General features: G+C 50.0%; 22 protein-coding genes. 5 read left to right on the forward strand and 17 right to left on the reverse strand.

The features are described from left to right. Nucleotides 1-54: 54 nt before the first annotated feature. Complete coding sequence (locus QGT73_RS05490; RefSeq protein WP_280121785.1) at nucleotides 55-642, forward strand: ATPase; 588 nt, start codon at nucleotides 55-57, stop codon at nucleotides 640-642. Between the two features lie 52 nt (nucleotides 643-694). Continuing rightward, the gene (locus tag QGT73_RS05495) at nucleotides 695-892 is read left to right on the forward strand and encodes a hypothetical protein (protein ID WP_123617718.1); all 198 of its coding nucleotides are present in this window, start codon (nucleotides 695-697) and stop codon (nucleotides 890-892) included. 144 nt (nucleotides 893-1,036) lie between these two features. Here QGT73_RS05495 and QGT73_RS05500 read toward each other — a convergent pair whose 3' ends face one another. After that, nucleotides 1,037-2,488, reverse strand: a complete 1,452-nt coding sequence (locus QGT73_RS05500) for a sensor histidine kinase (protein WP_280121786.1) — start codon at nucleotides 2,486-2,488, stop codon at nucleotides 1,037-1,039. A 220-nt stretch (nucleotides 2,489-2,708) separates the two neighbouring features. Here QGT73_RS05500 and QGT73_RS05505 point away from each other — a divergent pair, with 220 nt between their 5' ends. After that, nucleotides 2,709-3,566 (forward strand): DUF3943 domain-containing protein, encoded by an 858-nt coding sequence (locus QGT73_RS05505; protein ID WP_280121787.1) that lies wholly within the window; start codon nucleotides 2,709-2,711, stop codon nucleotides 3,564-3,566. 31 nt (nucleotides 3,567-3,597) lie between these two features. On the opposite strand, the gene QGT73_RS05510 is transcribed toward QGT73_RS05505, so the two are convergent. From QGT73_RS05510 to QGT73_RS05520, 3 genes are all read right to left on the reverse strand, one after another. Next, the gene (locus tag QGT73_RS05510) at nucleotides 3,598-5,250 is read right to left on the reverse strand and encodes a phosphoethanolamine transferase family protein (protein WP_280121788.1); all 1,653 of its coding nucleotides are present in this window, start codon (nucleotides 5,248-5,250) and stop codon (nucleotides 3,598-3,600) included. 34 nt (nucleotides 5,251-5,284) lie between these two features. Continuing rightward, complete coding sequence (locus QGT73_RS05515) at nucleotides 5,285-6,442, reverse strand: BamA/TamA family outer membrane protein (RefSeq protein WP_280121789.1); 1,158 nt, start codon at nucleotides 6,440-6,442, stop codon at nucleotides 5,285-5,287. Nucleotides 6,443-6,561: 119 nt separating this feature from the next. Further along, on the reverse strand, nucleotides 6,562-7,536 hold the full coding sequence (locus QGT73_RS05520) for a PCMD domain-containing protein (RefSeq protein ID WP_280121790.1): 975 nt from the start codon (nucleotides 7,534-7,536) through the stop codon (nucleotides 6,562-6,564). A 318-nt stretch (nucleotides 7,537-7,854) separates the two neighbouring features. On the opposite strand from QGT73_RS05520, the gene QGT73_RS05525 reads away from it, so the two are divergent. Together QGT73_RS05525 and gpmI are read left to right on the forward strand one after the other, a co-directional pair. After that, a complete protein-coding gene (locus QGT73_RS05525) occupies nucleotides 7,855-9,249 on the forward strand; it encodes an ATP-binding cassette domain-containing protein (protein ID WP_280121791.1) in 1,395 nt (464 codons plus the stop codon). A gap of 106 nt (nucleotides 9,250-9,355) precedes the next feature. After that, nucleotides 9,356-10,867, forward strand: coding sequence for a 2,3-bisphosphoglycerate-independent phosphoglycerate mutase (gene gpmI / locus QGT73_RS05530; RefSeq protein WP_280121792.1), 1,512 nt, complete (start codon nucleotides 9,356-9,358; stop codon nucleotides 10,865-10,867). Between the two features lie 483 nt (nucleotides 10,868-11,350). Here gpmI and QGT73_RS05535 read toward each other — a convergent pair whose 3' ends face one another. From QGT73_RS05535 to QGT73_RS05595, 13 genes are all read right to left on the reverse strand, one after another. After that, on the reverse strand, nucleotides 11,351-12,247 hold the full coding sequence (locus QGT73_RS05535; protein ID WP_280121793.1) for a hypothetical protein: 897 nt from the start codon (nucleotides 12,245-12,247) through the stop codon (nucleotides 11,351-11,353). A 184-nt stretch (nucleotides 12,248-12,431) separates the two neighbouring features. After that, complete coding sequence (tnpC, locus tag QGT73_RS05540; protein WP_082640712.1) at nucleotides 12,432-14,069, reverse strand: IS66 family transposase; 1,638 nt, start codon at nucleotides 14,067-14,069, stop codon at nucleotides 12,432-12,434. 330 nt (nucleotides 14,070-14,399) lie between these two features. Continuing rightward, a complete protein-coding gene (locus QGT73_RS05545; RefSeq protein WP_280121794.1) occupies nucleotides 14,400-15,086 on the reverse strand; it encodes a hypothetical protein in 687 nt (228 codons plus the stop codon). A gap of 63 nt (nucleotides 15,087-15,149) precedes the next feature. Then, entirely contained in the window at nucleotides 15,150-16,439 is a 1,290-nt protein-coding gene (gene nhaD, locus QGT73_RS05550; protein WP_280121795.1) for a sodium:proton antiporter NhaD, read from the reverse strand. Between the two features lie 363 nt (nucleotides 16,440-16,802). Further along, complete coding sequence (gene gdhA / locus QGT73_RS05555; protein ID WP_280121796.1) at nucleotides 16,803-18,140, reverse strand: NADP-specific glutamate dehydrogenase; 1,338 nt, start codon at nucleotides 18,138-18,140, stop codon at nucleotides 16,803-16,805. Between the two features lie 327 nt (nucleotides 18,141-18,467). Then, the gene (locus QGT73_RS05560; protein WP_280121797.1) at nucleotides 18,468-19,016 is read right to left on the reverse strand and encodes a hypothetical protein; all 549 of its coding nucleotides are present in this window, start codon (nucleotides 19,014-19,016) and stop codon (nucleotides 18,468-18,470) included. Between the two features lie 165 nt (nucleotides 19,017-19,181). Beyond that, nucleotides 19,182-20,030: an SEL1-like repeat protein gene (locus QGT73_RS05565; protein ID WP_280121798.1), complete on the reverse strand. Its 849-nt coding sequence runs from the start codon at nucleotides 20,028-20,030 to the stop codon at nucleotides 19,182-19,184. After that, complete coding sequence (locus QGT73_RS05570) at nucleotides 20,018-20,746, reverse strand: hypothetical protein (RefSeq protein WP_280121799.1); 729 nt, start codon at nucleotides 20,744-20,746, stop codon at nucleotides 20,018-20,020. The genes QGT73_RS05565 and QGT73_RS05570 overlap by 13 nt, the downstream gene beginning before the upstream one ends. Before the next feature lie 8 nt (nucleotides 20,747-20,754). Then, nucleotides 20,755-21,567 (reverse strand): hypothetical protein, encoded by an 813-nt coding sequence (locus QGT73_RS05575; protein WP_280121800.1) that lies wholly within the window; start codon nucleotides 21,565-21,567, stop codon nucleotides 20,755-20,757. Between the two features lie 4 nt (nucleotides 21,568-21,571). Next, complete coding sequence (locus tag QGT73_RS05580; protein ID WP_280121801.1) at nucleotides 21,572-22,156, reverse strand: hypothetical protein; 585 nt, start codon at nucleotides 22,154-22,156, stop codon at nucleotides 21,572-21,574. 66 nt (nucleotides 22,157-22,222) lie between these two features. After that, on the reverse strand, nucleotides 22,223-23,314 hold the full coding sequence (locus tag QGT73_RS05585) for a caspase family protein (RefSeq protein ID WP_280121802.1): 1,092 nt from the start codon (nucleotides 23,312-23,314) through the stop codon (nucleotides 22,223-22,225). Nucleotides 23,315-23,316: 2 nt separating this feature from the next. Continuing rightward, the gene (locus tag QGT73_RS05590; RefSeq protein ID WP_280121803.1) at nucleotides 23,317-23,892 is read right to left on the reverse strand and encodes a hypothetical protein; all 576 of its coding nucleotides are present in this window, start codon (nucleotides 23,890-23,892) and stop codon (nucleotides 23,317-23,319) included. Nucleotides 23,893-23,902: 10 nt separating this feature from the next. Next, nucleotides 23,903-24,619, reverse strand: coding sequence for a hypothetical protein (locus tag QGT73_RS05595; protein ID WP_280121804.1), 717 nt, complete (start codon nucleotides 24,617-24,619; stop codon nucleotides 23,903-23,905). Between the last annotated feature and the right edge of the window lie 548 nt (nucleotides 24,620-25,167).

Genomic DNA, 25,167 nt, shown 5'->3' on the forward strand with positions numbered 1-25,167 from the left:
CGCGGTGAAATTTTTCTCTTGCAAAGCTCGGAGATTTTCAGTAACTTTGCGCTGATGCAACCTTCTCTCTACATAATAGCCGGATGCAACGGGGCCGGGAAATCGACCGCGTCATACTCTCTGCTGCCTGATCTGCTTGACTGTCAGGAGTATGTCAACGCCGACGAGATAGCCAAAGGGCTCTCGCCTTTCAATCCCGCCGAGATGGCCATACTGGCCGGCAAACTTATGTTGCAACGCATCGAATGGTTGCTCAACGCGGCAAAAACCTTTGCCATTGAGACCACTCTCTCGGCCAAGAGCTATGCCATACTCGTTAAAAAAGCACAAAAGCTCGGCTATAAGGTCAACCTCGTGTACATATGGCTCTCGTCGGTCAAGCAGGCCAAAGACCGTGTGGCGCGACGCGTAGCCGAAGGCGGACACAATATCCAGCCCGACGTCATCGAACGTCGTTACTGGGCCGGACTCGAAAACCTCCGCGACATATTCCTCCCCATAGTGGACACCTGGATAATCTTTGACAACTCAGAGGGCAACCAGCACCTTGTGGCCACCGACAAAGCGATTATAGATAACCTGAAATACAGTCAAATAATTCACTCTTCGCAAGAGAACGAAGACAATCCCGACAATAAGTGACACACATACACTGCCTCTCTCTCAATCTTGCGAATAATAACCATCACAAAAAATGACCGCAGAAGAACATCAGACATATGTTGACCGCGTGACTCACGGCATGCGCCTGAGTGTCGAGCGTACCCTCCGCCGCAAGGCTGCGTTGGGCGAATATGTGGTGTATGCCCATCCCGACGGCACACCCTATACCATCCCTGCCACCGAGGCCCTCGACCGATACCTCTCCCGCCAGCGTCAATATGCGCAATAAACAGGCTTTGGAATTTAAAATTATAAAAGAAGAATGGAAAATCAGGCTCCGCAAGGCCGATTTTCCATTCTTCTTTTTTATATTGATACGGTGAGCTGAATGAGGCTCCGATAAATCATGACGGAGTCCGGGACATCACGCGCGTCACGAATGAATCGAGAGCACAAACGATGCGCCGCGGGTCACCGAGGGGTCAAGTGAGAGCGTGCCGCCCATCTTCTCGGCACGGAGCGCGCAGATGGGGAGCCCGAGACGGTCGCCTCCTTCCGCAAGGTCATGGGCCGAGTCAAAGGGACGGAACAGTCCCTCGCGATCGGCAGCAGGGATGCCGGGACCGTTGTCGGTGACTGCAAACTGGTGGCTGTTGGCCCCGCGTTTGCGATAGGAAAGTGTGATTTTGCCCCCTTCGGGCGTATATTTTGCCGCATTGTCAAGCAGATGGGTGAGAATCTTCTCCACACCCTCGCGGTCGAGCCGAGCCATGCCGCGTGTGCCGTCGAGATGAAGGGTCACCCCTTTGCGCAGACGGGGTCTGACGGCATCGGCCAGTTGCGAGGCCATCTGCTCGATGTTGACCTCCACGAGCGTAGAGGGGTCGACGGCCGGCGCGCTGTCCACCTCCGAGAGCTCGCCCACCTTGCGCATGTAGCCCTTGATGGTCTGCACGGCCGGATTGGACGGGTCGAGACTCTCCAGAGCCGGCTCGAGGGTCGACGACATGTTCTGAAGCATCTCGCTCTTGGCAGCAGTGCGCTCCTCGGCCTCGCGTGCCAGCCGCTTCATGCGGCGGTTTTTGACAAGCACGCGCTGATAAAACACCGCCCCGAGCCCGAGTGCGGCAACCGCGATGACAAAAAGAGTGATAAAAATCACCATCAGACTGGTGCGCGAATTGATGGTGTGTTGCTTCTCTGCCACCGTGGCCTCGGTCTGCGCCATCTCCTGCTTGACCTTGCCAAGCTCCGAGTCGTTGTTGAGAGCCTCGATGGAGTCGCTCCACTGCATGTAACTCTCATAGGTGCGTTCGACGAGCCCCGCATCGTTGGCCGTCACAGCCTGGTCGATGAGCTTCTGATAGGCCGAGTCGGCCGCACGGTAGTCCTTGCCCGACTCATATTGCTTGATCAGGCGCGCTATGCATCGTTGGCCCAGAGCCGTCCGGCCCACCGAATAATAATACTGCGCCTCGGTAAAAAGCATGTCGTTGGTAATGTCGCGTGAGCCGGATTCTTTGGCATACTTGGCCATCTTATTGAGCCAAGCCTCGGCCTGACCGTTGTTTTTGGTCATGCGGTAGAGGTCATATCGGCCCTTGGCCAGATAGAAATAAGGCTGCGGGAGCGAGTCGGCCGTCACGCCGCGCTCGGCCATGACCTTCTCGAGACCGCCCAGCAGCTTGAAGGCTCCCTCATAGTTGCGGGCCTCGGCGCAAGCCATCGCCGCCCCCACGGCCGAACGAGCCGCGGGCAGATATTGCCGCGATGCCACCTGCGAGTTATATGCTTTGATGTAACGGTTGAAGTCGGCCTGCGTGTCGGCCATCGCCGCCATCGCGGCGAAGGTCATTGTTATGACCATGCATACCAGTCGTCTCATAATTAAACAGTTTTAATATATACGTGTATAATCATAACACACAACCGACACGTTAGGTTGAGCCTGAGGGCTTAAATGAACTCATTGAGACGTGTTGTGGTTGTAATATTGTGAGAACGTTTCAATGAGTTTATTTATGGTAAGAATCATATCTGTTATTATATTGTGTGTGTTGTCTCTGCCTTGTGTCCGAGGCGGGGAGAGCGATCCGTTTTTTGCGGTGATATATCCCGATTCGGTCGATGTGGCCGGGTCGATGGCCGAGGTGGTCGAGGTGGAGCTTGACGATGTGGCCGACACGTGTGCTCTCGATACGGCTGTGGCCGGGGTGTTTCATCCGGCTATCGTGACGGTGCCCGATGACAGGTCGATATATTGTCATCCTTATTCGATGACTTTCAATAGTCCCGACTGGAAGCGTATGTGGACCAACACGACTGTGCTGGCGAGTGCCTATGTGGGCACGCTGCTGGTGCTGGAGTGTCTGCCGGCCGACGCTACGTCGTGGAACCGTGCCGAGATTCAGGATGTGCCTCTCTTCAAGCGTTGGTATAATCATGTGATAAGGTCGGGGCCTGAGATTGACCATGACAATCCGATATTCAACTATGTGTTACATCCCTATGCGGGGGCGGCTTATTTTATGGCGGCGCGTTCGTGCGGATTTAATTTCTGGCGGTCGCTGCTCTACAGCGCGTGTGTGTCGACCATAGGGTGGGAGTTTGGCATAGAGGCGTTTATGGAGCGGCCTTCGATACAGGATATTTTTATCACTCCGCTCGTGGGCAGTGTGATTGGCGAGGGCTTTTACCGGGCCAAGCGCAGTATTGTCGAGAATGATTACCATCTGTTAGGGTCGAAGGTGCTTGGCAATGTGGTGGTGTTTCTTATCGATCCGGTCAACGAGGTTGTCGACCTGTTTCGCGGGCGCAACACTCATTGCGCGGGGTGTCTGTCTCTCCCCGGGGCGGATGGCGACATGGCTTATGACAGTCAGCCGACGCGACGCATAGAGAGCTCTCTGGCTCCGGTAATCTCAGGTGACTACAAGGGCTTTTCGCTGAAAATAATGTTCTGACAGTAGCCTGCTCCTATGAGCAGGTGATATTTTATTTGTCGTTTATGTCCCAGCTTACAGCTTCGTTGCGGTCGGTGAGATAGCGGTAGGGGGTGGAGGTGAAGTGCGGCGATGCCACTGAGAGCGAGTCGGCCCGCAGGGGGGTGGAGATGCCGGCTATGTCGAGCATGGTGTGGAATACCGATGCCGAGGTCTGGACCAAGCGTGAGGTGTTGCCGGCGAGGTGTGATGCCGTGTCGGGGTGACGCTCGCGGTAGCTTTCGGAGAGCCATATGAGCAGGGGCACGTGGAGCTCGTAGACCGACGGGCGTGGCGAGGCATGGAGAAAGAGTTCGCGATCGTCGTCAAAGATGTTTTCGCCATGGTCGGAGGTGTAGAGCAACGCGGCCGTGGCGTTGTCGCGCCGCAGCTCGGTGATGAGTGAGTGGAGGACGTGGTCGGTATAGGCTATGGTGTTGTCATAGGCGTTGAGCAGGCTTGGGCGGTTGGTGGGGGTCACTTCGTCGGGCAGGTCGGGGGTAAACCGTGCCATTGAGCGCGGGTAACGCTCGTGATAGTTGAAGTGTGAGCCGTAGGAGTGGAGCACTATGAGCTGCGGCCGGCTGCGGTCGGCGAGGAGTTGTTTTACCGGCTCGAGCATGTCGAGGTCGCAGAGATTGGAGTCGGCCGGGAGTGTCTCTTTGAGAAACTGCCACGAGTCGGCTTCGCAGCCGAAGATGTCGATAAACGAGTGGTTGGGCCGCTGGTTGGACAGGAATGTGGTGTGGAATCCGGCTTCGCGGAAGGCTGCGATTATCCCTTTCTCACGATATATGCGGTCATAGTCTCCGGCACAGGCGGCCGAGAGCAGCATGGGCACGCTCTTGTGGGTGGTGTTGGACTGGGTATAGGCCCGCGGAAACTTTATCAGACCCTCCTCCGCGCTCAGGAGTGGCGTGGTGTCGCGGTTGTAGCCGTAGAGACCGAAGTTTTCGGCCCGGGCTGTCTCGCCTATCACCAGCACGTATATCTCGGGGAGCGAGTCGGCCTGATGGGTGGCTACGGCTTGGAAGGAGAAGTCGCGGCTGGTCTCGTCATAGGCGGCGGTGCGGGCTGAGCGGTCGACGGCGAGATACATGTTGTAGCACACGTTGAGGGGATAGAGACTGTCCTTGGCACGGTAGTTGCCACCGGCATAGCACACGGCCATGCATGCCGCTCCGGCGATGGCCGCGGCAAGACCTCCGCGGCGCATGAGGCGGCGAAGAGAGGGGGATATGACGTAGGCGGCCGAGCGCGCGTGGGTGGCGGCTACATAGAGTAAGGGCACGAATATCACCGTCACGCCTATCATGGCGGGGAGCATGCTGCCGAGCAGTTCTGTGACCTCGGCCGAATTGGTGGTCACGAGGTTGAGAAACATGTCGACGGCTATGATGGAGTGGCCGTAGAGATAGAGCAGCACGAGTTGGAAAGCAGAGAGAAATATCAGCAGAAAGAGCATCCACACGCTCCGAGCGGGATTGCGCAGCAGCGAGAGCAACATCATATACACTCCTGCGGGGAGGAGTATGTTGCATATGCGGGCCATCAGGGTCATCGGCTCGGTGACGGAGAGCACGATGTTGGGGAGCAGGAGCACTATGAGGGTGGCCGTCAGAAGCCACGCCGGTTTGATTTTACTGTTATTTGCATTATTTGTCATACCTTAATATAACCCCGGAAATCAGAAATTATTGTCAGAAGGCCTCGTTTATGCCAAACATGAATGACCACTGGCCGCTTTTGCCGAATCCGACGTCAAGGCGCACGTTGACATCCTTCTTGAACTCCCATCTGTAGCCCGCGCCAAGGTTGGGGAGCAGACGGCTCATCATCACGTCGCTCAGGCGGTCGAACACAGTGGCCACGCCTCCCCACACCACGATGCCGCTTCTGCGCCACACGTGCTGGCGCAGTTCCACCTGGGCCGCCATCATGTGTTTGTCGCGATAACGGCCTTCGTAATAGCCGCGCATGAAGTGTGAGCCGCCGGTCTGGGCCATCATGTGCCAGGAAGGATTGCCGAAATCAAATTTGGATCGGAAGTCACACGCGAGTATGCCTCCGGTCCAGAGGGTGCGGTAGGCGTCAAACTGCACTTCGGTCGAGCTGAAGGCGTAGCGGTTGCCCAGAAACTTGGGCCGGAAACACTGTGTGACCGAGGCATAGATGCCGCGGTGTGGATTGGTGAGCACGTCGCGAGTGTCGTAAGTCAGTTTGACGCCAGCCCCGTAGCTCCATGTGGTGGAGCGCATGCCGTCGAGGAGGTCGCGCCGCTCTATCTCGAAGGCGTGTATATAGTCGAGAGCCACCATAGGGCCGATATAGAGCTTTGAGCCTACGTGAAAGAGCATCGCGCCCTCGGCTTTGATGCCGATGCGTTTCATGCTTGACTTGTTGGCGTCGTTGTTGCCCATCTCGTGGCCTATGCCCCAGTAGTCGCTCGGGTCGGCGAAAAATTCCGTAAGATAGGTCACTCGATAGGTGTCGGCCGGCGATATATGGGTGCCGTCGACGCCTATGGTGGCAAATCCTTTGGTGCTGATTTTGCCGAAAATGCCTATATTGGAGGGAGGTATCAGCGAGTCGGCCACGCCGGTGCCGTAGAGTCCCGATGCCACGAGCCCGATGCCTACGCCTATGTCGGAGGTGTAGTAGGGGCCGCCGATGAGGCTGAAGTCCAGGCCTGAGGAGTTTTTGCTTTTGTTGGCGTCGGCAAAATATGCGAGAATACGATTCACCAGTCCCTGACGTGTCGCGTCGGCGGTTATGGTGTCGGCCGGAGTGTCGGCCAATGCGCATGCTCCGTGCATAAGAATAAGTCCGAGAAGCAGGTATGTACGTATAAGTCGCATATTTTAATAGCGGGGGATGAGTTTAAAGTTTAGAGTATAAAGTTTCGGGGGCGTTGCGTCGCGCAAGCCTGTTTATAACCTCATAACCTTATAACCTTATAACCTTCCGCAAACGCGGACTAATATACGAGGCGGACGTTGTCGACCCAGAGGGTGTTGCCGGGGGTTCCAATATAGGCTCCGCCATGGCTTGACGAGAACTGTACCATCAGATGGGTCGGTGTCTCGCGGGGGTCGGCCCATCCGGTCTCGGTGACTTTTACGTTGACACCTTTGCTATTGGTGGCATAGTCATAGTCGCGCAGCCCCATGAGCGAGGGGTCATAGTCGCTGCGGCCGGAGATGTCGCCGTAGAGTATTTCGTATGTGGCGTTTTCCACCCATCCGGCGGTCGATTTGCCATATTTCACCACCAGTGTGCCGATGCGTTTGGCCGAGATGTTGCCAGAGGCATCCTCGGTGCGTTTCTGCAGCAGTAGCACAGCCACGGCATAGTCGGGGCCGGGAACGGTCGATTTGTGGCTGAAGCCTGTCTGCTTGATGCGGTTGGGTGTGCCGGGTGTCTTTACCTTATAGTCAAAGCGCAGGGCTTGGGGGCGGTTTTTGAACGGAATACCCCAGTTGATGCTTTTGAGCCCCTCTTTGGTGCCGGTGATGGGTTCGCGCACGTCACCGAGAAATATCGAGCCTGCCGCGAGCACGTTGATGTTGACGACGCCAAGCACTTTGAGCGATTCTATGTGGGTGGATAGTCTGGCACAGCGTCCGCCACGGTGGGTGTCGGGGCTCACGGTGTTGTTGGTCTTGACCACTCCGGCCACCTTGGCCATGACATTGGATGTGCCCCAGGGAGAACCTCCGAGGTTGCGATAGGGGATGTTGCCGTTGATAACGCTGTCGATGGCTATCTCAAAGAGTGTCTTTTTCGCACCTCCGATGACGGCCGATTCGGTGATGTTGCGTTGTGTCCAGTGTTCCATGTCGCCGAAGCGTATGGGCACCTCGCGCCCTGTGCGGGCAGCGGTGAGTGAGGAGAATAGTCCTGAGGATAAAATCAGCAAGACGGGTATATAGAGACTTTTTGCAAATGACATAGTTGAAACGTTTGAGTTTGCAAAGTTAACACTTTTCGCGCGGTCATGGTTTGTCCATATTACGCGCAAATTATCTTTAATTTCTACTTTTGTGGCAGAGTTTTGTGGTTTTAAAAATCCGAATTGAGTTTATAACCACTCTATCTTTTTGAAGTCAATTAACCTTTTCAGAGGATGTTGAATAGTGAGATTATTACAAAATTTTACAAATGGAGGTGTTTTTTCGGTGTAATTCAGCGATGTTGTGTCCTCTCATATTGCCTATGTCTTTCGGAGAAACTTTTGTATCCCCTCCTTTTTCTTCGTAACTTTGCCCCTATGGATTACATTATAGAATTTCTCTCCCCGACGCTCTGCTTCGGACAGGTGACGCTCAGTGGGGCCGAGGGGTTCGGCATACACGCCGGCATCACGGTGGTGGTCGGACCAAACGGTGCGGGCAAGACTACGCTCGGCTATGTGATAGAACGCGGACGCTATGGATTTGGCAACCGTCTGAAGTTTCAGCGAGACGGCATGAAGGTCAGGATGCTGGCCTTTACAGATATACACTCCTTTACCGGAGTCGATGTCTTACGCTATGACCAGCGTCTCGAGTCGAGCGAAAACGAATACGTGCCCGTGGTGGGCGAGATATTCGGCAAAGCCATGGAGAGCGAGATGTGGCACGACATGTGTGGCCGTCTCGGACTGCGCGATGTAGCTGCCAAACGCATCAACTATCTGTCGAGCGGCGAATTGCGCAAGCTGCTTATTATAAACGCATTGCTTGCGGCTCCCGATATTCTTGTGCTCGACAATCCGTTTATCGGTCTCGACTCTCCTTCTCGGGCCGAGCTGCGCGACGCCCTTGCCGCTCTGCGTGACCGAGGGCTTCATATTGTGCTTCTGCTCTCCGACCCTGACGAAGTGCCCGACACGGCCGACGCGGTGCTTGCTATGTGTGGGTGTCGGTTTGTAGGGACAACACGGCCTGATGGCTGTGCGGCAATGGAGCTGCCGGTGCATGTGACGCTTCCCGAGGCTCCCGCGCCTGTGCCTGACCATGCTGTAGCGTTCAGCATACGCAATGGCCGGGCCGGATATGGCGGCCGCGATATTTTTTCGGGGCTCGATTGGGAGGTTAAGCGCGGGGAACGGTGGATGCTTACGGGGCCTAACGGCTCGGGCAAGTCGTTGTTGCTTAGTATGGTGTGTGGTGACAATCCGCAGGCCTATGCAAATGATATAGTTATCTTTGACCATAAGCGTGGCTCGGGCGAGTCGATATGGGACATTAAGAACAATGTGGGCTATGTGTGTCCCGAGATACAGCTTTATTTCCGTAGTCGGCTCACTGTGAGGGGAATAGTTGTCGAGGGGATGCGTCCTGTGCTGGAGCGTTACAGACTGCACACCGAGCGTGAGTGCGCGATTGCCGATGCATGGCTTGAGTGTCTGGCTATCAGTCATCTGGCTGAGCGTGATTTTTCGGCACTTTCGTCGGGCGAGCAGCGTATGGTGTTGCTGGCGCGTGCTTTTTCGCGACAGCCGGCTCTGCTGGTGCTTGATGAGCCGTTTCAGGGGCTTGACCCGACGGCTAAGGAGCGTGTGCGCCGTGTCATCGACGCTATTGTCGAGGTCCGTGCTTCATCGCTGATATTTGTGACCCATTATCCCGAGGAGCTCCCTTCGTGCGTCTCTTATAGCCGGTCTCTCTTAACCATAAGATAACTATAAGATAAACTATAAGAAAACAAGAGACTCCACGAAAATTTTTCGTAACTTTGCAGCCGTCAAACGAAAACAAAACAACTTCAATAAGCGTACATATATTATTATGGCAAAGAAAGCATTGTTAATCATCCTTGACGGATGGGGCATCGGCAACCACACCAAGAGCGATGCCATCTCGTCAACTCCCACTCCCTACTGGGACTATCTCATGAACTCTTATCCCCACAGCGAGCTCCAGGCTTCGGGCGAGAACGTAGGTCTGCCCGACGGCCAGATGGGCAACTCGGAGGTGGGTCACCTCAATATAGGCGCGGGTCGCGTGGTGTATCAGGACCTCGTGAAAATCAACAAGGCGTGTGCCGACAAGTCAATACTCAAGAACCCCGAAATCGTCAGCGCGTTCACTTATGCCCGCGATAACGGCAAGGCCATCCACTTCATGGGCCTCGCCAGTGACGGTGGCGTTCACTCGTCGCTCGACCATCTCTATGCCCTCTGTGACATTGCCAAGGAGTATGGCCTGGAGAAAGTCTATATCCACTGCTTCATGGACGGCCGCGACACCGACCCCCGCAGCGGCAAGGGTTTCATCGAGGAGCTTCAGGCCCACTGTGCCAAGAGCGCGGGCGTCGTGGCCTCGATTGTCGGCCGCTACTATGCCATGGACCGCGACAAGCGTTGGGAGCGCGTAAAGGTTGCCTATGACCTGCTCGTAAAGGGCGAGGGCACTCAGGCCACTGATATGGTCAAGGCTGTCGAGGATAGCTATGCCGAGGGCGTGACCGACGAGTTTATCAAGCCGATCAACAACTCGACCGTCGACGGCACCATCAAGGAGGGCGACGCCGTGATATTCTTCAACTATCGCAACGACCGTGCCAAGGAGCTCACTGTGGCTCTCACACAGCACGATATCCCCGAGGCCGACATGAAGGTTATCCCCGGACTGCAGTATTACTGCATGACTCCCTATGACGCTTCGTTTACCGGCGTGCATATCCTCTTCCCCAAGGAGAACGTCAGCAACACTCTTGGCGAATATCTCTCCAGCGAGGGCAAGAAGCAGCTTCACATAGCCGAGACAGAGAAGTATGCCCACGTGACATTCTTCTTCAACGGCGGACGCGAGACTCCCTACGAGGGCGAGGAACGTATCCTCGTGGCTTCTCCCAAGGTGGCTACCTATGACCTCAAGCCAGAAATGAGTGCCTATGAGGTTAAGGACAAGCTCGTGGAGGCTATCAAGGAGGAGAAGTATGATTTCATCGTTGTGAACTATGCCAACGGTGACATGGTGGGCCACACCGGCATCTATGAGGCTATATGCAAGGCTGTCAAGGCTGTCGACGAGTGTGTGCGCGACACTGTGGAGGCTGCCAAGGCTGCCGGTTATGAGACTATCATCATCGCTGACCACGGCAATGCCGACAATGCCATAAATCCCGACGGGACTCCCAATACCGCTCATTCGCTCAATCCCGTGCCCTGTGTCTATATCTCTGACAATAAGGATGCTCATGTAGAAGACGGCCGTCTGGCCGATGTGGCTCCCACTATCCTCAAGATCATGGGTCTCCGGCAGCCCTCCGAGATGACCGGACACGCTCTTATTTGATTTGAGCCTACTCAAATCAAAGGCTATAAGGTTGTGAGGTTGAGGTTTTTATGAGCCTTATTGTCTCATCGGCTTATAGCCTCGTGCATAGCACAAACTTCTTGTAAGCTATAACTCTGTGTAACCATTTATTTGAGCTTGCTCAAATAAATGGTTACAGTTTTATCTTGAATATAGAGAAGTCCGCCCTCTTATAACCTCATAATCTTTACATCTGAGCTTGCTCAAATGTAAGTAAAAACCCCCGCTTGCCATCTGCGGCATGCGGGGGGATGCTACTATCTATCTATTATTCACTGTTTAATTACCTGAATTTTTCATTCTGCGCTTATGCTATATTGTGGAGAGAGGCTGGTCAGTCAATGAGTGTCAGGTCGGTTGTGCTTTTATGTTATTTGAGCAAAATGTGTTTTTATGCAGTGAAAGTGCTTGATTACAGGGAATATATAGTCATATAAACGTCAAAGCATATAGCCAATCATATTATTTCGTGATATCGGGCTCCGCCTCGCCTGTCCACCTGTGGTCGGTGACATATGAGGGGGTGCTGATATGTTCGGTCCAGTCGATTGCAAACTTGTCCTGCACCCAGTCTCTGAAACCCGACATCTTCTGGGAGTGCGAGTCGCCAAAGGATGTGCGTCCGTCGTAGGCGTCAAATATAGGGCGGCACTCTACGGGCCATTTCCATCCGCTGTGGACGAGTATCATCTGAGGCGTGCGTGTCCATCTCTCGGCATCGTCCGTGTAGTTGCCTATGGGCTTGACCTCGCGGGATATCTCAAAGCCATTATTGTCATACACGGCCAGCGAGAAGCCTCCCATCAGATAGGGGGTGCCGTCCTTGAAATTGTCGGCCGTGATGGTATAGTCGGGAAATCGGTCGAGCGGTATGGTCACAGTGGCCCCCTCATAAGCGTCGCCGTCGTTGCTATGGTTGCAGTTTATGATCTGTGACACATTGTCGACACCAAACCAATTGTTCCATCTGAGATATGTCTTGTCATAGTCGGTGCCTACATTGTGGGTGGTTCCGGCGGGGTCGGTCCACAAGAGCTGTATGGGCAGTGTGCCGCCGGCGGCGAGAGCCTTGACCTTGAGATAGTTCTGTGATTTGTCGTCGGTTGAGAAGTGTGACACGCCAAACCCCGCGTCGTTGAAGTCGAAGTCAAAGCTGCTGCCCAGGTCCTCGCATCCGATAATCCATGATTGCACCTGAGGCTTTTCGCCTATCTCCTCCTGGTCTGAGTCGGCTATGCCAAATTCTTTGATAAACGAACGCGTGAACAATTCTTCGCTTGGCACCTCGATTTCGTCGACATGGCATGCGACAGATGATATGCCACATAGGGATATGGCAAGGAGATGAGAAAGTCTCATAAACTGGAAGGTAAATTATGTATGTATAATCTCTGAATATATGTCAGGTGTTGTAGTTACCTGTGCTGTGATTTGACGCAAAATAACGTAACTACTCAGGTAGGTTTGTCGTACTCCCCCATGCACAACTTCCCTCGTTGCAACCAACGAGAGTAAATCGTTTTTTTACAAAATATGAAGCTGTTTATAATGTCAGCATGCTCGGTTTGAGCTGTGCTATTAATTGCAACTCACGGAACGGAGAAAGATCTTGCTTTTTGGCAGTATCAATGACGGAGTGTATTACTGCATACGCTTCGGCTCCAAGGAACGTACGGAAAAGTCCTGCGACTTTCTGCTTCGTCTTTGCCGGTCTAACTGCCCGTTCACTTGCATTATTGTCATATGGGACATCAGGGTTGTCAAGGAAAGTGAAGATATAGTCCTTTTTACCAGACAATCCCTTCTGCATACCAGTAAACTCCTTGTCTTCAGTTCCAAGAGGTCCGTCAAGTAGTTCGTCCAGTCGTTTTTTCAACCCTTCACGGTCTATTTCGTCCCATGCTTTTTCTCTGCGTTGCTTCATTGCGTCTGTTATGAGATTGAGCATGTCCTTGGGCCATTGGTTTTCAGGTTGCAACTCTGTCAGATAAACGAGATTACGCTGGAGATGTACGAGGCAAATCTGGTGGGTCTTGACATTCATGCTGAAGTAAGCTCCGTGCCTGTCCGTTACAAGTACTGTATCTGGGAGTCCCTTGTCAAATGTATCATCTATTGCTTTGTGACCACGTTTTGCATGTGCTTTGAAAAAAGACGCAGTCTCTGTCTGCCATACCCACAGCCAATGCAAGACTCCCGCAATGTCTATACCCGTCTCATCTGCGCCAGCTACTGGAGACTTGCCTATCTTTGACTTGATTCTCTCGTAAAGTGCTCTTGCCCGCTTGGTCATCCTTTGCACTATATTGTTGATCGTACCCTCACTCATGTCTATATGGAACATATCATTCATGAGCCTTTTGATACGCTGGTATGATACAGCGTGCTCTTCACAAAGATATACAACCAGGGCCTGTACATTCGGGCCGTAGAATACGTCTCCGTTTACACCTTCCGGAAACTCGCTGCATACAGTATGCCCACAATTAGGGCAAACCTTCTCCAATATGGAGTACTGGGTTATGACTGGAGCCGGGAAGTTTATATCTATCATCTGGCGAGTCATCTTCTGAATACCCGAAACATTTGACAAATCTTCACCGCAGTCCGGGCAGTTGTCCAATGGTACCTCTACATAAAAATCAGATCTCTCTTCCCTTTGCAAAGTACTTCCCTTATGTCCTGGCTGACCTCCTGACTTCTTGCCAGATGGCTCACGCAATGACTTTGTACGCTTCCTCTCCTCGGAGGCTGCAATATCTTCCTTAGACGGAGGTGTGTTGCTGTTGTGGCTATCTTTCTTTGGTTTCTCCAATTTGTCGAGACGAGCCTTTAGTGTGCAGATTTCCGCATTCTGTTTCTTGATTTTTGCAAGATCTTGTCTGTGTTGCGACTCAAGGTATCCATTACGCTTTTTCAACTCCTTATTCTCAATCTTTATCGGAGCTACTTCATCTTCGAGTTTTGTTAGTCTTCCAAGAATATATCGCAATGCTTCATCAGCGTCAAGAATTACGTCAGGGTGTACGTTGTTTGTACAAGAATCCTTGCGACTCTTGGCATGTAACGCCCTGCTGGGAACTTTGCTATTTGCTGATTTCTTTGCCTTCATTTCACCTACAAAGGTACAAAAAAAAAACAAATATGCAAGTAAAATAATGTTTATTTTCTTGATATTCAATAGCTTTTATGAGCGTCAAATGCGAAGTGATAATTGAACGTTAAGCTGCTATTGTTTCGTCATAATATGAGTACGGCATACCTACCTGAGTAGTTACAAAATAACCAAATAAATGTTAAATATGAAAATTATCCCACTAATTTTGCGTCAAACAGACCAACATTTTCGGTAAATTGGTCTGTTTGGTGTTAATGAAATTTAATGATTTAAAAAAGTTAAGGCGGGGGTACGGGAGTTTTTTAATCGGCAACCTCTTACAGTCCGATCAGTTAAACTCATGTATTCCTGCCTTAACTTTCTTGACTATCTTAACTCTTTAAATCATAGGAGTCAATAGTATGTGATTTCTCTTCGGTCGAGTGAGTATGACACGTGAGGGCGTGCGCCCGTCGTCTGTGTGGTCCATACGCTGAGGCGTTCGGTCCAGTTGCCGCGACGGTCCTCCTTGCGATAGAGGTTAAACACCGCGGTGTGCTCGCCGTCGGCCAGAGGGTCGGTGTACTGACCCACCACGCGGCGGTTGTTATCATAGACGGTCACGGCATAGTCGCCCATGCCCGAGGTGCGCACCACGTTGGGCGAATCGTGCCGGTAGGTGAGCGTGTCCTTGAGAAAACCTCCGTGGAGACGGCGCAGGTTGGGGCGGCGGTCTTCCCAACGGATGATGCGTCCCCACTCGTCACGCTTGACGCGCTCGTCGCGGCGCGGCACGTAGTGGCCCAACTGGTCAAAATAGACTGTTGTCACGAGCGGTTTTACAGCCGTTGTGTCGATGGCTACCGAGTCGGGGCCCGGGGTGACGTTATAGAAGGTCGTCGTGGTGACGCGCTTGACGCGGTGGCGCAGCTCGAAGAGCGAGAGGTCGGAGGTCTCGAAGAGCTCATCACCGTCGTCGGCGGTTGTCCAAGCGTCATCACTCCCGGAGCTATGACTGTCGATACAGGATGTGGCGAGGGCGAGGAAGAGCAGTCCCGGAATCATGCGTAATATCGGAGTGTTAATGTTAAATGAGAGCATATGCTAAACTTTAAACTGTTAACTGTTAAACTCTAAAAGACCACGCCCTGCCGTAGGCCGATGTCAGAAGAAGAGTGTCTCGAGGGCATAGACCGCGATACCTGCCACGTAGCCGACAAAGGCTATCCAGGTGAAGCGGCGCAGATACCATCCGAAGCTGATTTTCTCCAGACCCATGACCACGACGCCTGCGGCCGAACCGATGATGAGCATCGAGCCGCCCACGCCGGCACAGTAGGCCAGCAGTTGCCAGAAGAGTCCGTCGACGCCAAAGTCGCCTGAGGGGGCGATGGGATACATCTCCATGCATCCGGCTACGAGGGGCACGTTGTCGACGATGCTCGACACGACGCCGATGATGCCTGTGACGAGATAGTGGTTGCCGTCGGAGGCCTCGTTGAGCCATGCGCCAAACGAGGTGAGCACGCCGGTCTCCTGAAGAGTGGCCACGGCAAGAAGTATGCCGAGGAAGAAGAGGATGGTGGCCATGTCGATGCGTGAGAGGAGTGTGGTCACTTTGAGATGGCTTGATTCGCAGAAGAGCGCGTTGCGGTTGCAGCGATATTCGCTCACGAGCCACAGCACACCGAGTGCGAGGAGTATGCCCATGAAGGGTGCGAGGCCGGTGAGCATACGGAAGATTGGCACGAAGATGAGGCCGCCCACGCCCACGCAGAGTATGAGCAGGCGGTCGGGATTATTGGCCGCGCCGGGAGCCTCGTCATGCTTGGGCATCTCCAGCTCGCCCTTGAGATAGAGGCTCACGCAGAGCATCGACACGAAGGCCGACACGAGCGAGGGCAGGAGCAACTGGCTGATGACTCCGCCGGTCGAAATCATGCCCTTGATCCACAGCATGATGGTGGTGACGTCGCCGATGGGCGAGAACGCGCCGCCGGCATTGGCTGCGATGATGATCATGCCTCCGAAGAGCATGCGGTCTTTGCTGTCGGCCACCAGTTTGCGCAGCACCATCACCATGACGATGCTCGTGGTGAGGTTGTCGAGGATGGCCGAGAGGAAAAATGTCATGAATGTGATGCGCCACAGCAGAGCTCGCTTGCTCTTGGTGGCGAGGGCGTCCTGCACGAAGTAGAAGCCTCCGTTGGCATCGACAATCTCTACGATTGTCATCGCGCCCATAAGGAAGAAGAGTATCTCGCACGTCTCGCCCAGATGATGGAGCAGACGTTCGGATGTCTCGCCGTCGGCCGGACCGCCGCCACAGGCATAGAGTGTCCAGCATACCACACACATGAGCAGTGCGGGCACGGCTTTGTTGATTTTTAGCACACTCTCGAGTGCTATGCACAGATAGCCGAGAATGAAGAAAATGACGATTGCTGTTACCATGGTAGTTTTTTATTGTAGATTTAAGTGTTGTGTATCCGTGAGGTTGTGTATGGTAATGATATGTCGGGATGGATGGTCGGCATGGTGAGGAGAAGCAATGCGGTAAATGAAAAAATTTGGTGCAAAGGTCGCAATTATATCACTAATAACAAAACTTATGGTTTAAAAAGTTGATGGAGCTTAAAAAGTTAAGATAAAAGTCCGGGCCCGGCTGTATGCCGTAAGCCATTTATAACTATGGGAAATAAAAAAGGAGCACGCGGTGTTACGGTGTCCGCGCGCTCCCCTAAGGTAAGGATGTTAGATGGATGTTATCTTGTGGTCAGCCGGAGAGTCCGGCTGCTGAATTTTGATAGTCCCGGATTAGATGATGCCCTGTCCGATCATGGCGTTGGCTACCTTCATGAAGCCGGCGATGTTGGCTCCCTTCATGTAGTTGATAAAGCCGTCGGGCTCGGTGCCGTGCTCTACACACTGTGTGTGGATGTTGCTCATGATTTCGTGGAGACGGTCGTCGACCTCCTCGGCACTCCACTGGAGATGCTCGGCGTTCTGGCTCATTTCGAGACCTGAGGTGGCCACGCCGCCGGCGTTTACAGCCTTGCCGGGAGCATAGTTCACGCGGGCTTCGATGAATGTATCGATGGCCTCGGGTGTACAACCCATGTTGGACACTTCGGCTACGATCTGCACGCCGTTGGCCACGAGAGCTTTGGCGTCATCACCGTTGACCTCGTTCTGGGTGGCGCAGGGCAGAGCGATGTCCACCTTCTGCTCCCAGGGCTTGCGGCCGGGATAGAATGTAGCTTCGGGATATTTCTCGGCATAGGGAGCCACGATGTCCTCGCCTGTTGCGCGGAGATAGAGCATATAGTCGATCTTCTCGCCCGAGATGCCTTCGGGGTCGTAGATATATCCGTCGGGACCCGAGATGGTCACAACCTTGCCGCCGAGCTGGGTGGCCTTGAGGGCTGCGCCCCATGCCACGTTGCCGAAGCCCGACACTGCGATGGTCTTGCCTTCGATGGAGTCGTTTTTCTTGGCGAGCATGTTTTGCACGAAGTAGAGTGCGCCAAATCCGGTAGCCTCGGGACGGATGCGTGAGCCGCCGAATTCGAGACCCTTGCCGGTGAAGGTGCCGGTGCACTCGTTGACGAGTTTCTTATACATGCCATACATGTAGCCTACCTCGCGGCCGCCTACGCCGATGTCGCCGGCGGGAACGTCGCGGTCGGGACCGAGGTTTTTCCAGAGGCAGAGGATGAAGGCCTGGCAGAAGCGCATGATCTCGGCCTCGCTCTTGCCGCGGGGCGAGAAGTCGCTGCCGCCCTTGGCTCCGCCCATGGGGAGGGTGGTGAGGGCGTTCTTGAAGGTCTGCTCAAAGCCGAGGAACTTCAGGATCGAGAGGTTGACAGATGCGTGGAAACGGATGCCGCCCTTGTAGGGACCGATGGCATTGTTAAACTGTACGCGATAACCAATATTGTTCTGCACCTCGCCACGGTCGTCAACCCAGGTCACGCGGAATGTGACGATGCGGTCGGGCTCTACCATGCGCTCGATGATTTTTGCTTTTTCAAATTCGGGATGCTGGTTGTAAACGTCCTCTACGCAGATGAGAACTTCCTTTACGGCCTGCAGGTACTCTTTTTCGCCGGGGTGCTTGGCTTCAAGCCCACTCAGAATATTATTAATATCCATGGCTTAAGATTTTGATGGGTATTTATAAGGTGTTGATATTGTTGTTTCGGTCCTTGACCGATGCAAATGTAAGAATTGTTTTCGGATAAACGAATCGAAAAAAATATGTTGTGAAACATACGTTTTTAGCGATATTTTCTACTCTAATACCTAAATGCCGAAAAGAGTGACGGAATGTCTGAAAACGGCTCTGCAAAGGCACAAAAAGCAACAAAAGCCATTGAAAAAATTTCGCAAGGTTAAGTTAAAAAAGTTAAGACAGGAGTATGGGAGTGAGATTTCACACGCCCGGACTCCTGTCTCGGAATTTTTTTCTTGATTAAGGGGCTATTCGAGCATGCGGTCGAGCTCTTTCTGCGGGAAGGGGATGGAATCCAGCTCCATCTCCATCGTGCTGAGTGAGACATTCAATTCCTCCAGTCCTTTCTGAAATGCCTCAAATGTGCTCTCTGACATGTTGAGGTCTTTGGCGGTGATATTGCCGACGGTATATCGGCCATTGTCCAGTGTTACGTGTGAAAAGTATCTGTAGCTTGCCGCACGGACTATCGCCAGATTGTCGGTATAGGTCTTGTCGATTGGGCGTGACTCCTCCCGATATTCGTTTACGCTTTTGGCGACGGCGTTGACATCGATGTCGATATAGCGGTTTTCATTGACAATGTCACGGGCCATGCCGGGTGTGGGGGTGGTGTAAAGTTCGATTTTATCGATTAATTCCTGTATCTCTTCGGGTGACATTTCGGAGTCAGACTGCTGTTGTTGCAACTGTTCATTCAGAGCTTGGAGCTTTTGGTCGATTTTATCGCTGTTCATGCATGCCGGCAGGAGCATGACCGAGGCAATCAGGATGCAGATGATGAATTGTTTTCGCATAAGCTGTGGTTTTTCGGGGGGTGAGTCTGTGGTGTGACCGTATGTTGACGTTTTCTGCAAAGATACGAAATATCAGCGTGTTGGAGAGAAATTTGCACTATGTTGTAGAGCATAAAAAGAAACGAGACACATACCGCGTTGCCGCAGCGTGTGTCTCGTGTGTGGTTAAAATATAACCTGATTGTTTTGCCAATGATTTACTACAGTCCTGGCTTTAATTGCATATTCATCATTGTTGTTGTAAGCGGATTTGCGCATGAGTTCTAAGGCTTCATGCCTGTTTTGACGAACTCCCTTTCCATAAAAGGTCATGACAGCGAGTCGAAAAAACGATTCAGAGTCTCTTGCGTTGAGCTCGGAAATCCGTTTTATGATTTCATAAGCTTTTTTATAGTCTTTCTTCTCATATGCTTTTGAGGCTTCGATACGTAGATGTTCGATATTATTGGTTGGCATAATACCGTTACCGTTGGATATCATTCGTATTTTCTGAGCTTTTGTATGAGTATATACAGTATCTATAAATTCTTTTTCAAGTGATGGTCCCCCGCCTTTGAATGAATAACATTTACGTACAATAGTGCGTATCCATGCTCTTTCCTTTGATATTTTCATATCTTGCATAGTCGGCAAAAAACCTCCCTCCTCGCTGTATGTACTGATTTTTATACGCGGATATAGAATCTTTTTTTGTGCAATGTATTCGCTAAGTTTATTGACATAGTTGTTGGAAGTAAGAATGTCAAGGTTGTGTGATATGGAATGTTTGTCTTGATCAAAAAATTTGAAATCGTTTGGTAATTCTACGCCGCTCTCTTCCGATCTAAAAAAACATCTTGTCATTGATACTTCTAGCTCGCCGAGTTCTGATGTGGATTTGCAACAACCCATTTTTTCAATTCCATTATAGAAATTGGTTACAACCAACGGTGTTGCTCTACGGATTTGAGCGTAGACTGTTAGCAGGGGCAGTCCGATAATAGCGATTGATAAAATAAACTTTACATATCCCATGGCATGATTGTATAAGTGAGGCCAAATGTATATGGCTTGATTTTATAAACATCTGATTTTATCATGCTGTAATGTGGTATTTCAATAAATACTCCCAGTCCTTTGAGCGGTCCAAGGCCTCCCATACGTATGGCATAATAGCTAGTAAGTCCATTATCAAGTAGTGATTTTTGGTTGTCGTTAATTCCGCTAATATGATAATATGCTGGTAAATTGTAACGTAAACTTCCTTCAAGTATGACCTTGTTTTCGTTGTCCATACTGCCAAATGCTATCATTAATCCACCACCTAACTGTATACGTTGGATATTATGTCGCATTGTTGCATCGCTTGCTACGGTTTTGAACTGATTTATTCGGTAGTGTGCAGAGCCGTATATGCCCCAATTGAAAAATCCCATATTGAAACTTTGATAACCGAGTTTTACGCCGATGTTTGAATCGGCAAATAGATCTCTAAAAGAGACTCCTATACGATCATATTCTTTGACTTTATAATCGGGAGCATCATAGTTATATATAGTGTAATTAAATGAATTATCAAAAAGACGGTCATTACTGGCTTTATTAAGACCTGCCGTAAGAAGATTTGTGACAGTGAAACTGTATAGGTTGCCGGTATTTATTTCAAATCTATGGTAGAAGTGAGGGTTTGTGGCATGTATTGTTGCTGTTAGTCCTGTGATAATTGTAAAAATGAGAAATAGTCGTTTCATAGTGGAAATTAATTAAGTCCGAAAAGATGATTAATAAAATCTAGTTTGTCAAACTCTCCGGCTGGTTCAAGCATAGTGATAGTCCAGCCTCCCATCTCGGAGCTTCGTGTGGACTGTGCTATTGTGAAGATGTAGCCAGGAATGTCAAGTACGTGATATTTTACACTTATGGTATTGATGAACTTGAATTGTTCAGAGCGAATAAGGCCGAGAAACATTGATAGTTCATCAATCTGACATGTCGAAGAACGCAATTCGGCTGACGTCGCTCGATTATGATTGATATAATCATCAAATGTAATGAATCCTATTTCATGATCAACTGGGCTGATGGCTGAGGTGTTGTTATTGTAAAAACCGCCTTCGCGCAGACCTTTGACCCCTGTTATTGCCCATCTGCGGTTGCCATTCGTATTGTATTCTTGTTTTAGAAGCAATGTGAGTCTGAATGCTTTACGATTAAATCCAAAGTCGCATATGGCTTCGGCCCAAGTATTTTCCGATGATGTATTCAATTGTCCGCCCCATTTAACCACATCGTTGGCAAAGTTGTAGATGAAACAATCGAAATCCGTTCGGCTCAATCCGTTCGTGTTGATATCCTGACTTACAAGGGCGAATATATTATTACGTCTTGACATAGAGTCCGGTTTTATGTCGGGATGAGATTCTATACCGTTGAAACGGTCGAACAGTTCAGCAACGGTCTTTACATTACGTTGAAATAGGTTGTTAAGAATGGTGGTGGTACCAGGAGTTTGTGCGCTTCCATGCAAGAATATTAATATCCATGCCGAAAGTAATATTGTCAGACGTTTCATGATGTTATATCCGTTCGGTTTTTAGTACGGAGATATCTGCTAGTTTTACGTCATAACCATTTCCATCGGGAAGTTTAATTGGTGTAATATAGCATTTAATGCTTTTTGCTGTCCAGTCTATATATTGTGATCCGTCTCGACGCGTGCCATAGAATTTTTGGTAGAACACGGCATTGCACACATAATGGTCTCCTTCCTGTTCAATATTGTCAACTTTTACAAAATCAGCTGTCTCTATTTGTATTTTTTTGTACGGCATTTGTGATTTACCAATCGAAGGGTCATAAAGACGTCTTAGATATGTTTTGAGTAACTGAGTCGTTATTGTTGTTCGATTGACACTTGATGTCTTCATTTTGACTCCGGTCGAGTGTTTTACCCGACCGTCCTCAATAATGTCGTATGGATCTCCCTTTCCCATTGTGAGTCCAAGAATGTTTTTCTGATGACTTGTGCGGACATCTCTGCTTTGGGTATCATCGACCATTCTGGATAGGGAATGTGTGAATTCTTCGACCTTTTGTGTTACTCGTTGAGACAATATGTTTCTTTCTTGTTCGGATAGGCCCTCTTGTGCTGCAATTGCCATGTTACAGGCCATAGAGAAGAAAAGGATTATGGCTATTAGTGTATGTTTCATGGGTAATAACGGTTATTAACGGAGTTCGTGAATTTTTAAATAGGATGGGTCATCGTTCAATATGGTAATCCCTTTGATATACGGTGAAAGACATATGCGTCGCAGAAAGTCGGAGGCGTCCTCATAGTCGATATTTGTTTTCATATCGGAGGCCACTGATATAACCTTTGAAGAACTGTTAAAGAACTGATGGAGAATACCTGGAATCATTTCAAGACGCGAACTTTGGCTGATTGACTTGTCTGTCAGTTTTGATATTGCAGCCGAAAGTGTTGTGGCTTTGTCCTTATCAATATGTCTGGTTATTGGTGATTTGTTATTGTTGAGATAGGTCTCGTAATAAGGGGTCTGTTTTACAGGACCTTCGTTGGTCTGAACCGTGAGTTCGGCTCCGGCTGAGGCTAGAAATGATTCAAAATCAGGCTTTATATCTCCTTTGCCAATTTTCCACATTGATTCCCAAAACTGATTGGTAAATATCCCTCCGCATACACGGTTGCACCAAGAGTATTGCCCGAGTTTACTTGATGTTGTCAGGATTCTGCCTTTTGAACTGAATAACTTTAGAAAAGCATTTGCATCCATCCCGTCAAGACTCGTGGCACGGTCATTATTGGCCCACATCGGTTTGACTGATACACCTGGCTGCTCAACGTTACAGCAGTTAGCCACAATGATGCTTAGTCTCGGACGTTTGGCAGATACCCATTTGTCAACATGTGCCATAGGCACCCATTTGGATTGATCTCCAGTGTTCATGCAAAATTGAGGCCATGGATCCTGTCGATTGTTGACAGCATGAGAGCCATGTCCACCGTAAAATACAAAAATTATATCATCAGAATCGACTTCGAGATCTTCGATTGTAGCTTTGACATTCTCACGTGTACAGTTTGATCCGTCAATGCGCGTTATAGAAAAATAATAATTGTTTTCGAGTAATTTTTCAAGTACACCGAGGTTGCGGCTAACGTTGGCGAGTTCAAGAGTCATACTTTCTCCGATAGACCTGTCGATTGTATTGCAGAATACTATTGCATGGAATGTCTGAGCATTAGAAGTTATAGCAGAGAGCAGTAGAATTATTACTGCATATAAAGTTTTCATACTTATTTTTTTTGAGAGTTAATACGATTGCAGAATGATGACATTAGCGATGGATGGTTTACACTATAATAGAATATATCACGTCCGTCATAGCGTATACCCCATGTGAAGTCGCATGGCGAGTACCATATGATTGCATTTTCCTTTTTGTCTTGAAAAACGAAAGCCCATTGTGGACGATGTGGTATCATCGGGATAGCATCCCTGCTGAGAGAGTAATTGGAAGTATCAGACGTAAGTATGAAGTTAAGCGTGGCAATCTGCTCTTTGTTAAGTCGGCAGATAAGAGAATCAATAGCAAAGTTTGGTTCTACATATACAGCTTCTTTGTTGATGGAGTCTTGATATGCAACTGTATACATTTCCACCTTTTTGGGCTTTAATAAAAGGGTTGTGAGCCGATTGCCGAGTTGACCTAACGCTTTGCCTTCGGGAGCATTCCATGCAGATGGTACAATATGCTTGTTTTTGGAGCCATTGATTTTGTTATTTTCGGTCGACGTATTGCTACAGGCTATCATTCCAGTTAATATCATCCCGATTATTATAGCGATTGGTGATAATGAATGTATTTTCATGGGGAATATTTTAATGTTCTATTTGAATTGTTAGGAAAACTGAATGGTTGCGACCTTTGATGTGTTCATAAGGTTTGATGCCATTGATGGTATAATTGCGATTGAAATAATCATATTGTGGCAATGAGTAATTGACTGCGATATTGTAGCTGATGTCATCACCAAGAAACCTTACTCCAAGTCCCATTCTCATGGAAGTACCATCTCCAAACTGTGAGGAATCACCGCCAAATGGGGCTTTGGGAGAGAATACCGAATTGAAGCGAGTTCCGTATTCGATGAAAGGAGCCCAGCCTTTATTGTCTAAAAGAGGTTTTATGGTAAGGCGTATGCCGGCTCCTGCATACCATGCGTTCACTTTGTATTTGTTGGTCTCTTGCTCTTCAATGTCAAGATTCATTCTGAACTGACGGTATTTATAGCCTCCTTCGACCCATAGTCCAAACCAGGAATATTGTGGCATGTAGGTGAGTTGTGCTCCGTAGCCGAAATTATTGAACATGTCACGGGCATGGAATCCTAAATAGTTTCCATTACTGATGTCTATTTTGTTGTTATTGTCTGCGCTTACTGATAGCCAATCCATGCCTATGGAATTTGAGCCACCTCCAATACATGCATTAAGAAGGAATACAGGGATTTGGGTGACACTTCCAATCCAAAAGTTAGATCCATAGGATGTGAATCCAAAAAAGAAGTCGCGTGCCGAGATAGTATGTGATGCCATAAACGTGAGACATCCCACTAAAAATAGCCTTAACTGTGTCATAAGTCAGTAAAAAGCCCGGCTGAGTTCCCCGCTCCGGAAAAAAATGGTTAAAGATACAAGAAAAGCGTAGGAACTGTATCTTTGCTCTTTCCCAGCTTGTAGAGGCCTTCGCATTGCCCATCATCGTTGGAAGAGAGCAACGCAGAAGCCCACGCTTATATGACATGTACCGCGCTTGACACAGCGCGGTTGTACAAATCATATCCATGGACATCTATTGTTGCCTTGATCCTTGACGATGGTTGTATGAAAGTTGCGAAGTTTCTACAAGCCAAGAAACAAGCGTCAATAAACGCCTTTCTATTAATAAAATGTCACAGTTCCCACCACTCAAGCCCCTTGCGGACTTCTGCTGGAAAATGCATGGCAAATTTAACTATTGTTTTGATATAATGTAACTACTCAGGTAGGTTTGTCGTACTCCCCCATGCACAACTTCCCTCGTTGCAACCAACGAGAGTAAATCGTTTTTTTACAAAATATGAAGCTGTTTATAATGTCAGCAT

Source organism: Duncaniella muricolitica (genome assembly GCF_910574735.1).
Lineage (GTDB): Bacteria > Bacteroidota > Bacteroidia > Bacteroidales > Muribaculaceae > Duncaniella > Duncaniella muricolitica.

Excerpts from the sequence above, each read along its gene's own strand:
- QGT73_RS05570 (WP_280121799.1), bottom strand. The coding sequence starts at position 20,746 with ATGAAACGACTATTTCTCATTTTTACAATTATCACAGGACTAACAGCA.
- QGT73_RS05545 (WP_280121794.1), bottom strand. The coding sequence starts at position 15,086 with ATGCTCTCATTTAACATTAACACTCCGATATTACGCATGATTCCGGGA.
- QGT73_RS05575 (WP_280121800.1), bottom strand. The coding sequence starts at position 21,567 with ATGAAACGTCTGACAATATTACTTTCGGCATGGATATTAATATTCTTG.
- QGT73_RS05520 (WP_280121790.1), bottom strand. The coding sequence starts at position 7,536 with ATGTCATTTGCAAAAAGTCTCTATATACCCGTCTTGCTGATTTTATCC.
- QGT73_RS05535 (WP_280121793.1), bottom strand. The coding sequence starts at position 12,247 with ATGAGACTTTCTCATCTCCTTGCCATATCCCTATGTGGCATATCATCT.
- gpmI (WP_280121792.1), top strand. The coding sequence starts at position 9,356 with ATGGCAAAGAAAGCATTGTTAATCATCCTTGACGGATGGGGCATCGGC.
- QGT73_RS05590 (WP_280121803.1), bottom strand. The coding sequence starts at position 23,892 with ATGAAAATACATTCATTATCACCAATCGCTATAATAATCGGGATGATA.
- QGT73_RS05580 (WP_280121801.1), bottom strand. The coding sequence starts at position 22,156 with ATGGCAATTGCAGCACAAGAGGGCCTATCCGAACAAGAAAGAAACATA.
- QGT73_RS05560 (WP_280121797.1), bottom strand. The coding sequence starts at position 19,016 with ATGCGAAAACAATTCATCATCTGCATCCTGATTGCCTCGGTCATGCTC.
- QGT73_RS05510 (WP_280121788.1), bottom strand. The coding sequence starts at position 5,250 with ATGACAAATAATGCAAATAACAGTAAAATCAAACCGGCGTGGCTTCTG.
- QGT73_RS05565 (WP_280121798.1), bottom strand. The coding sequence starts at position 20,030 with ATGGGATATGTAAAGTTTATTTTATCAATCGCTATTATCGGACTGCCC.
- QGT73_RS05500 (WP_280121786.1), bottom strand. The coding sequence starts at position 2,488 with ATGAGACGACTGGTATGCATGGTCATAACAATGACCTTCGCCGCGATG.
- QGT73_RS05585 (WP_280121802.1), bottom strand. The coding sequence starts at position 23,314 with ATGAAAACTTTATATGCAGTAATAATTCTACTGCTCTCTGCTATAACT.
- gdhA (WP_280121796.1), bottom strand. The coding sequence starts at position 18,140 with ATGGATATTAATAATATTCTGAGTGGGCTTGAAGCCAAGCACCCCGGC.
- nhaD (WP_280121795.1), bottom strand. The coding sequence starts at position 16,439 with ATGGTAACAGCAATCGTCATTTTCTTCATTCTCGGCTATCTGTGCATA.
- QGT73_RS05595 (WP_280121804.1), bottom strand. The coding sequence starts at position 24,619 with ATGGCATCACATACTATCTCGGCACGCGACTTCTTTTTTGGATTCACA.
- QGT73_RS05525 (WP_280121791.1), top strand. The coding sequence starts at position 7,855 with ATGGATTACATTATAGAATTTCTCTCCCCGACGCTCTGCTTCGGACAG.
- QGT73_RS05515 (WP_280121789.1), bottom strand. The coding sequence starts at position 6,442 with ATGCGACTTATACGTACATACCTGCTTCTCGGACTTATTCTTATGCAC.
- QGT73_RS05490 (WP_280121785.1), top strand. The coding sequence starts at position 55 with ATGCAACCTTCTCTCTACATAATAGCCGGATGCAACGGGGCCGGGAAA.
- QGT73_RS05495 (WP_123617718.1), top strand. The coding sequence starts at position 695 with ATGACCGCAGAAGAACATCAGACATATGTTGACCGCGTGACTCACGGC.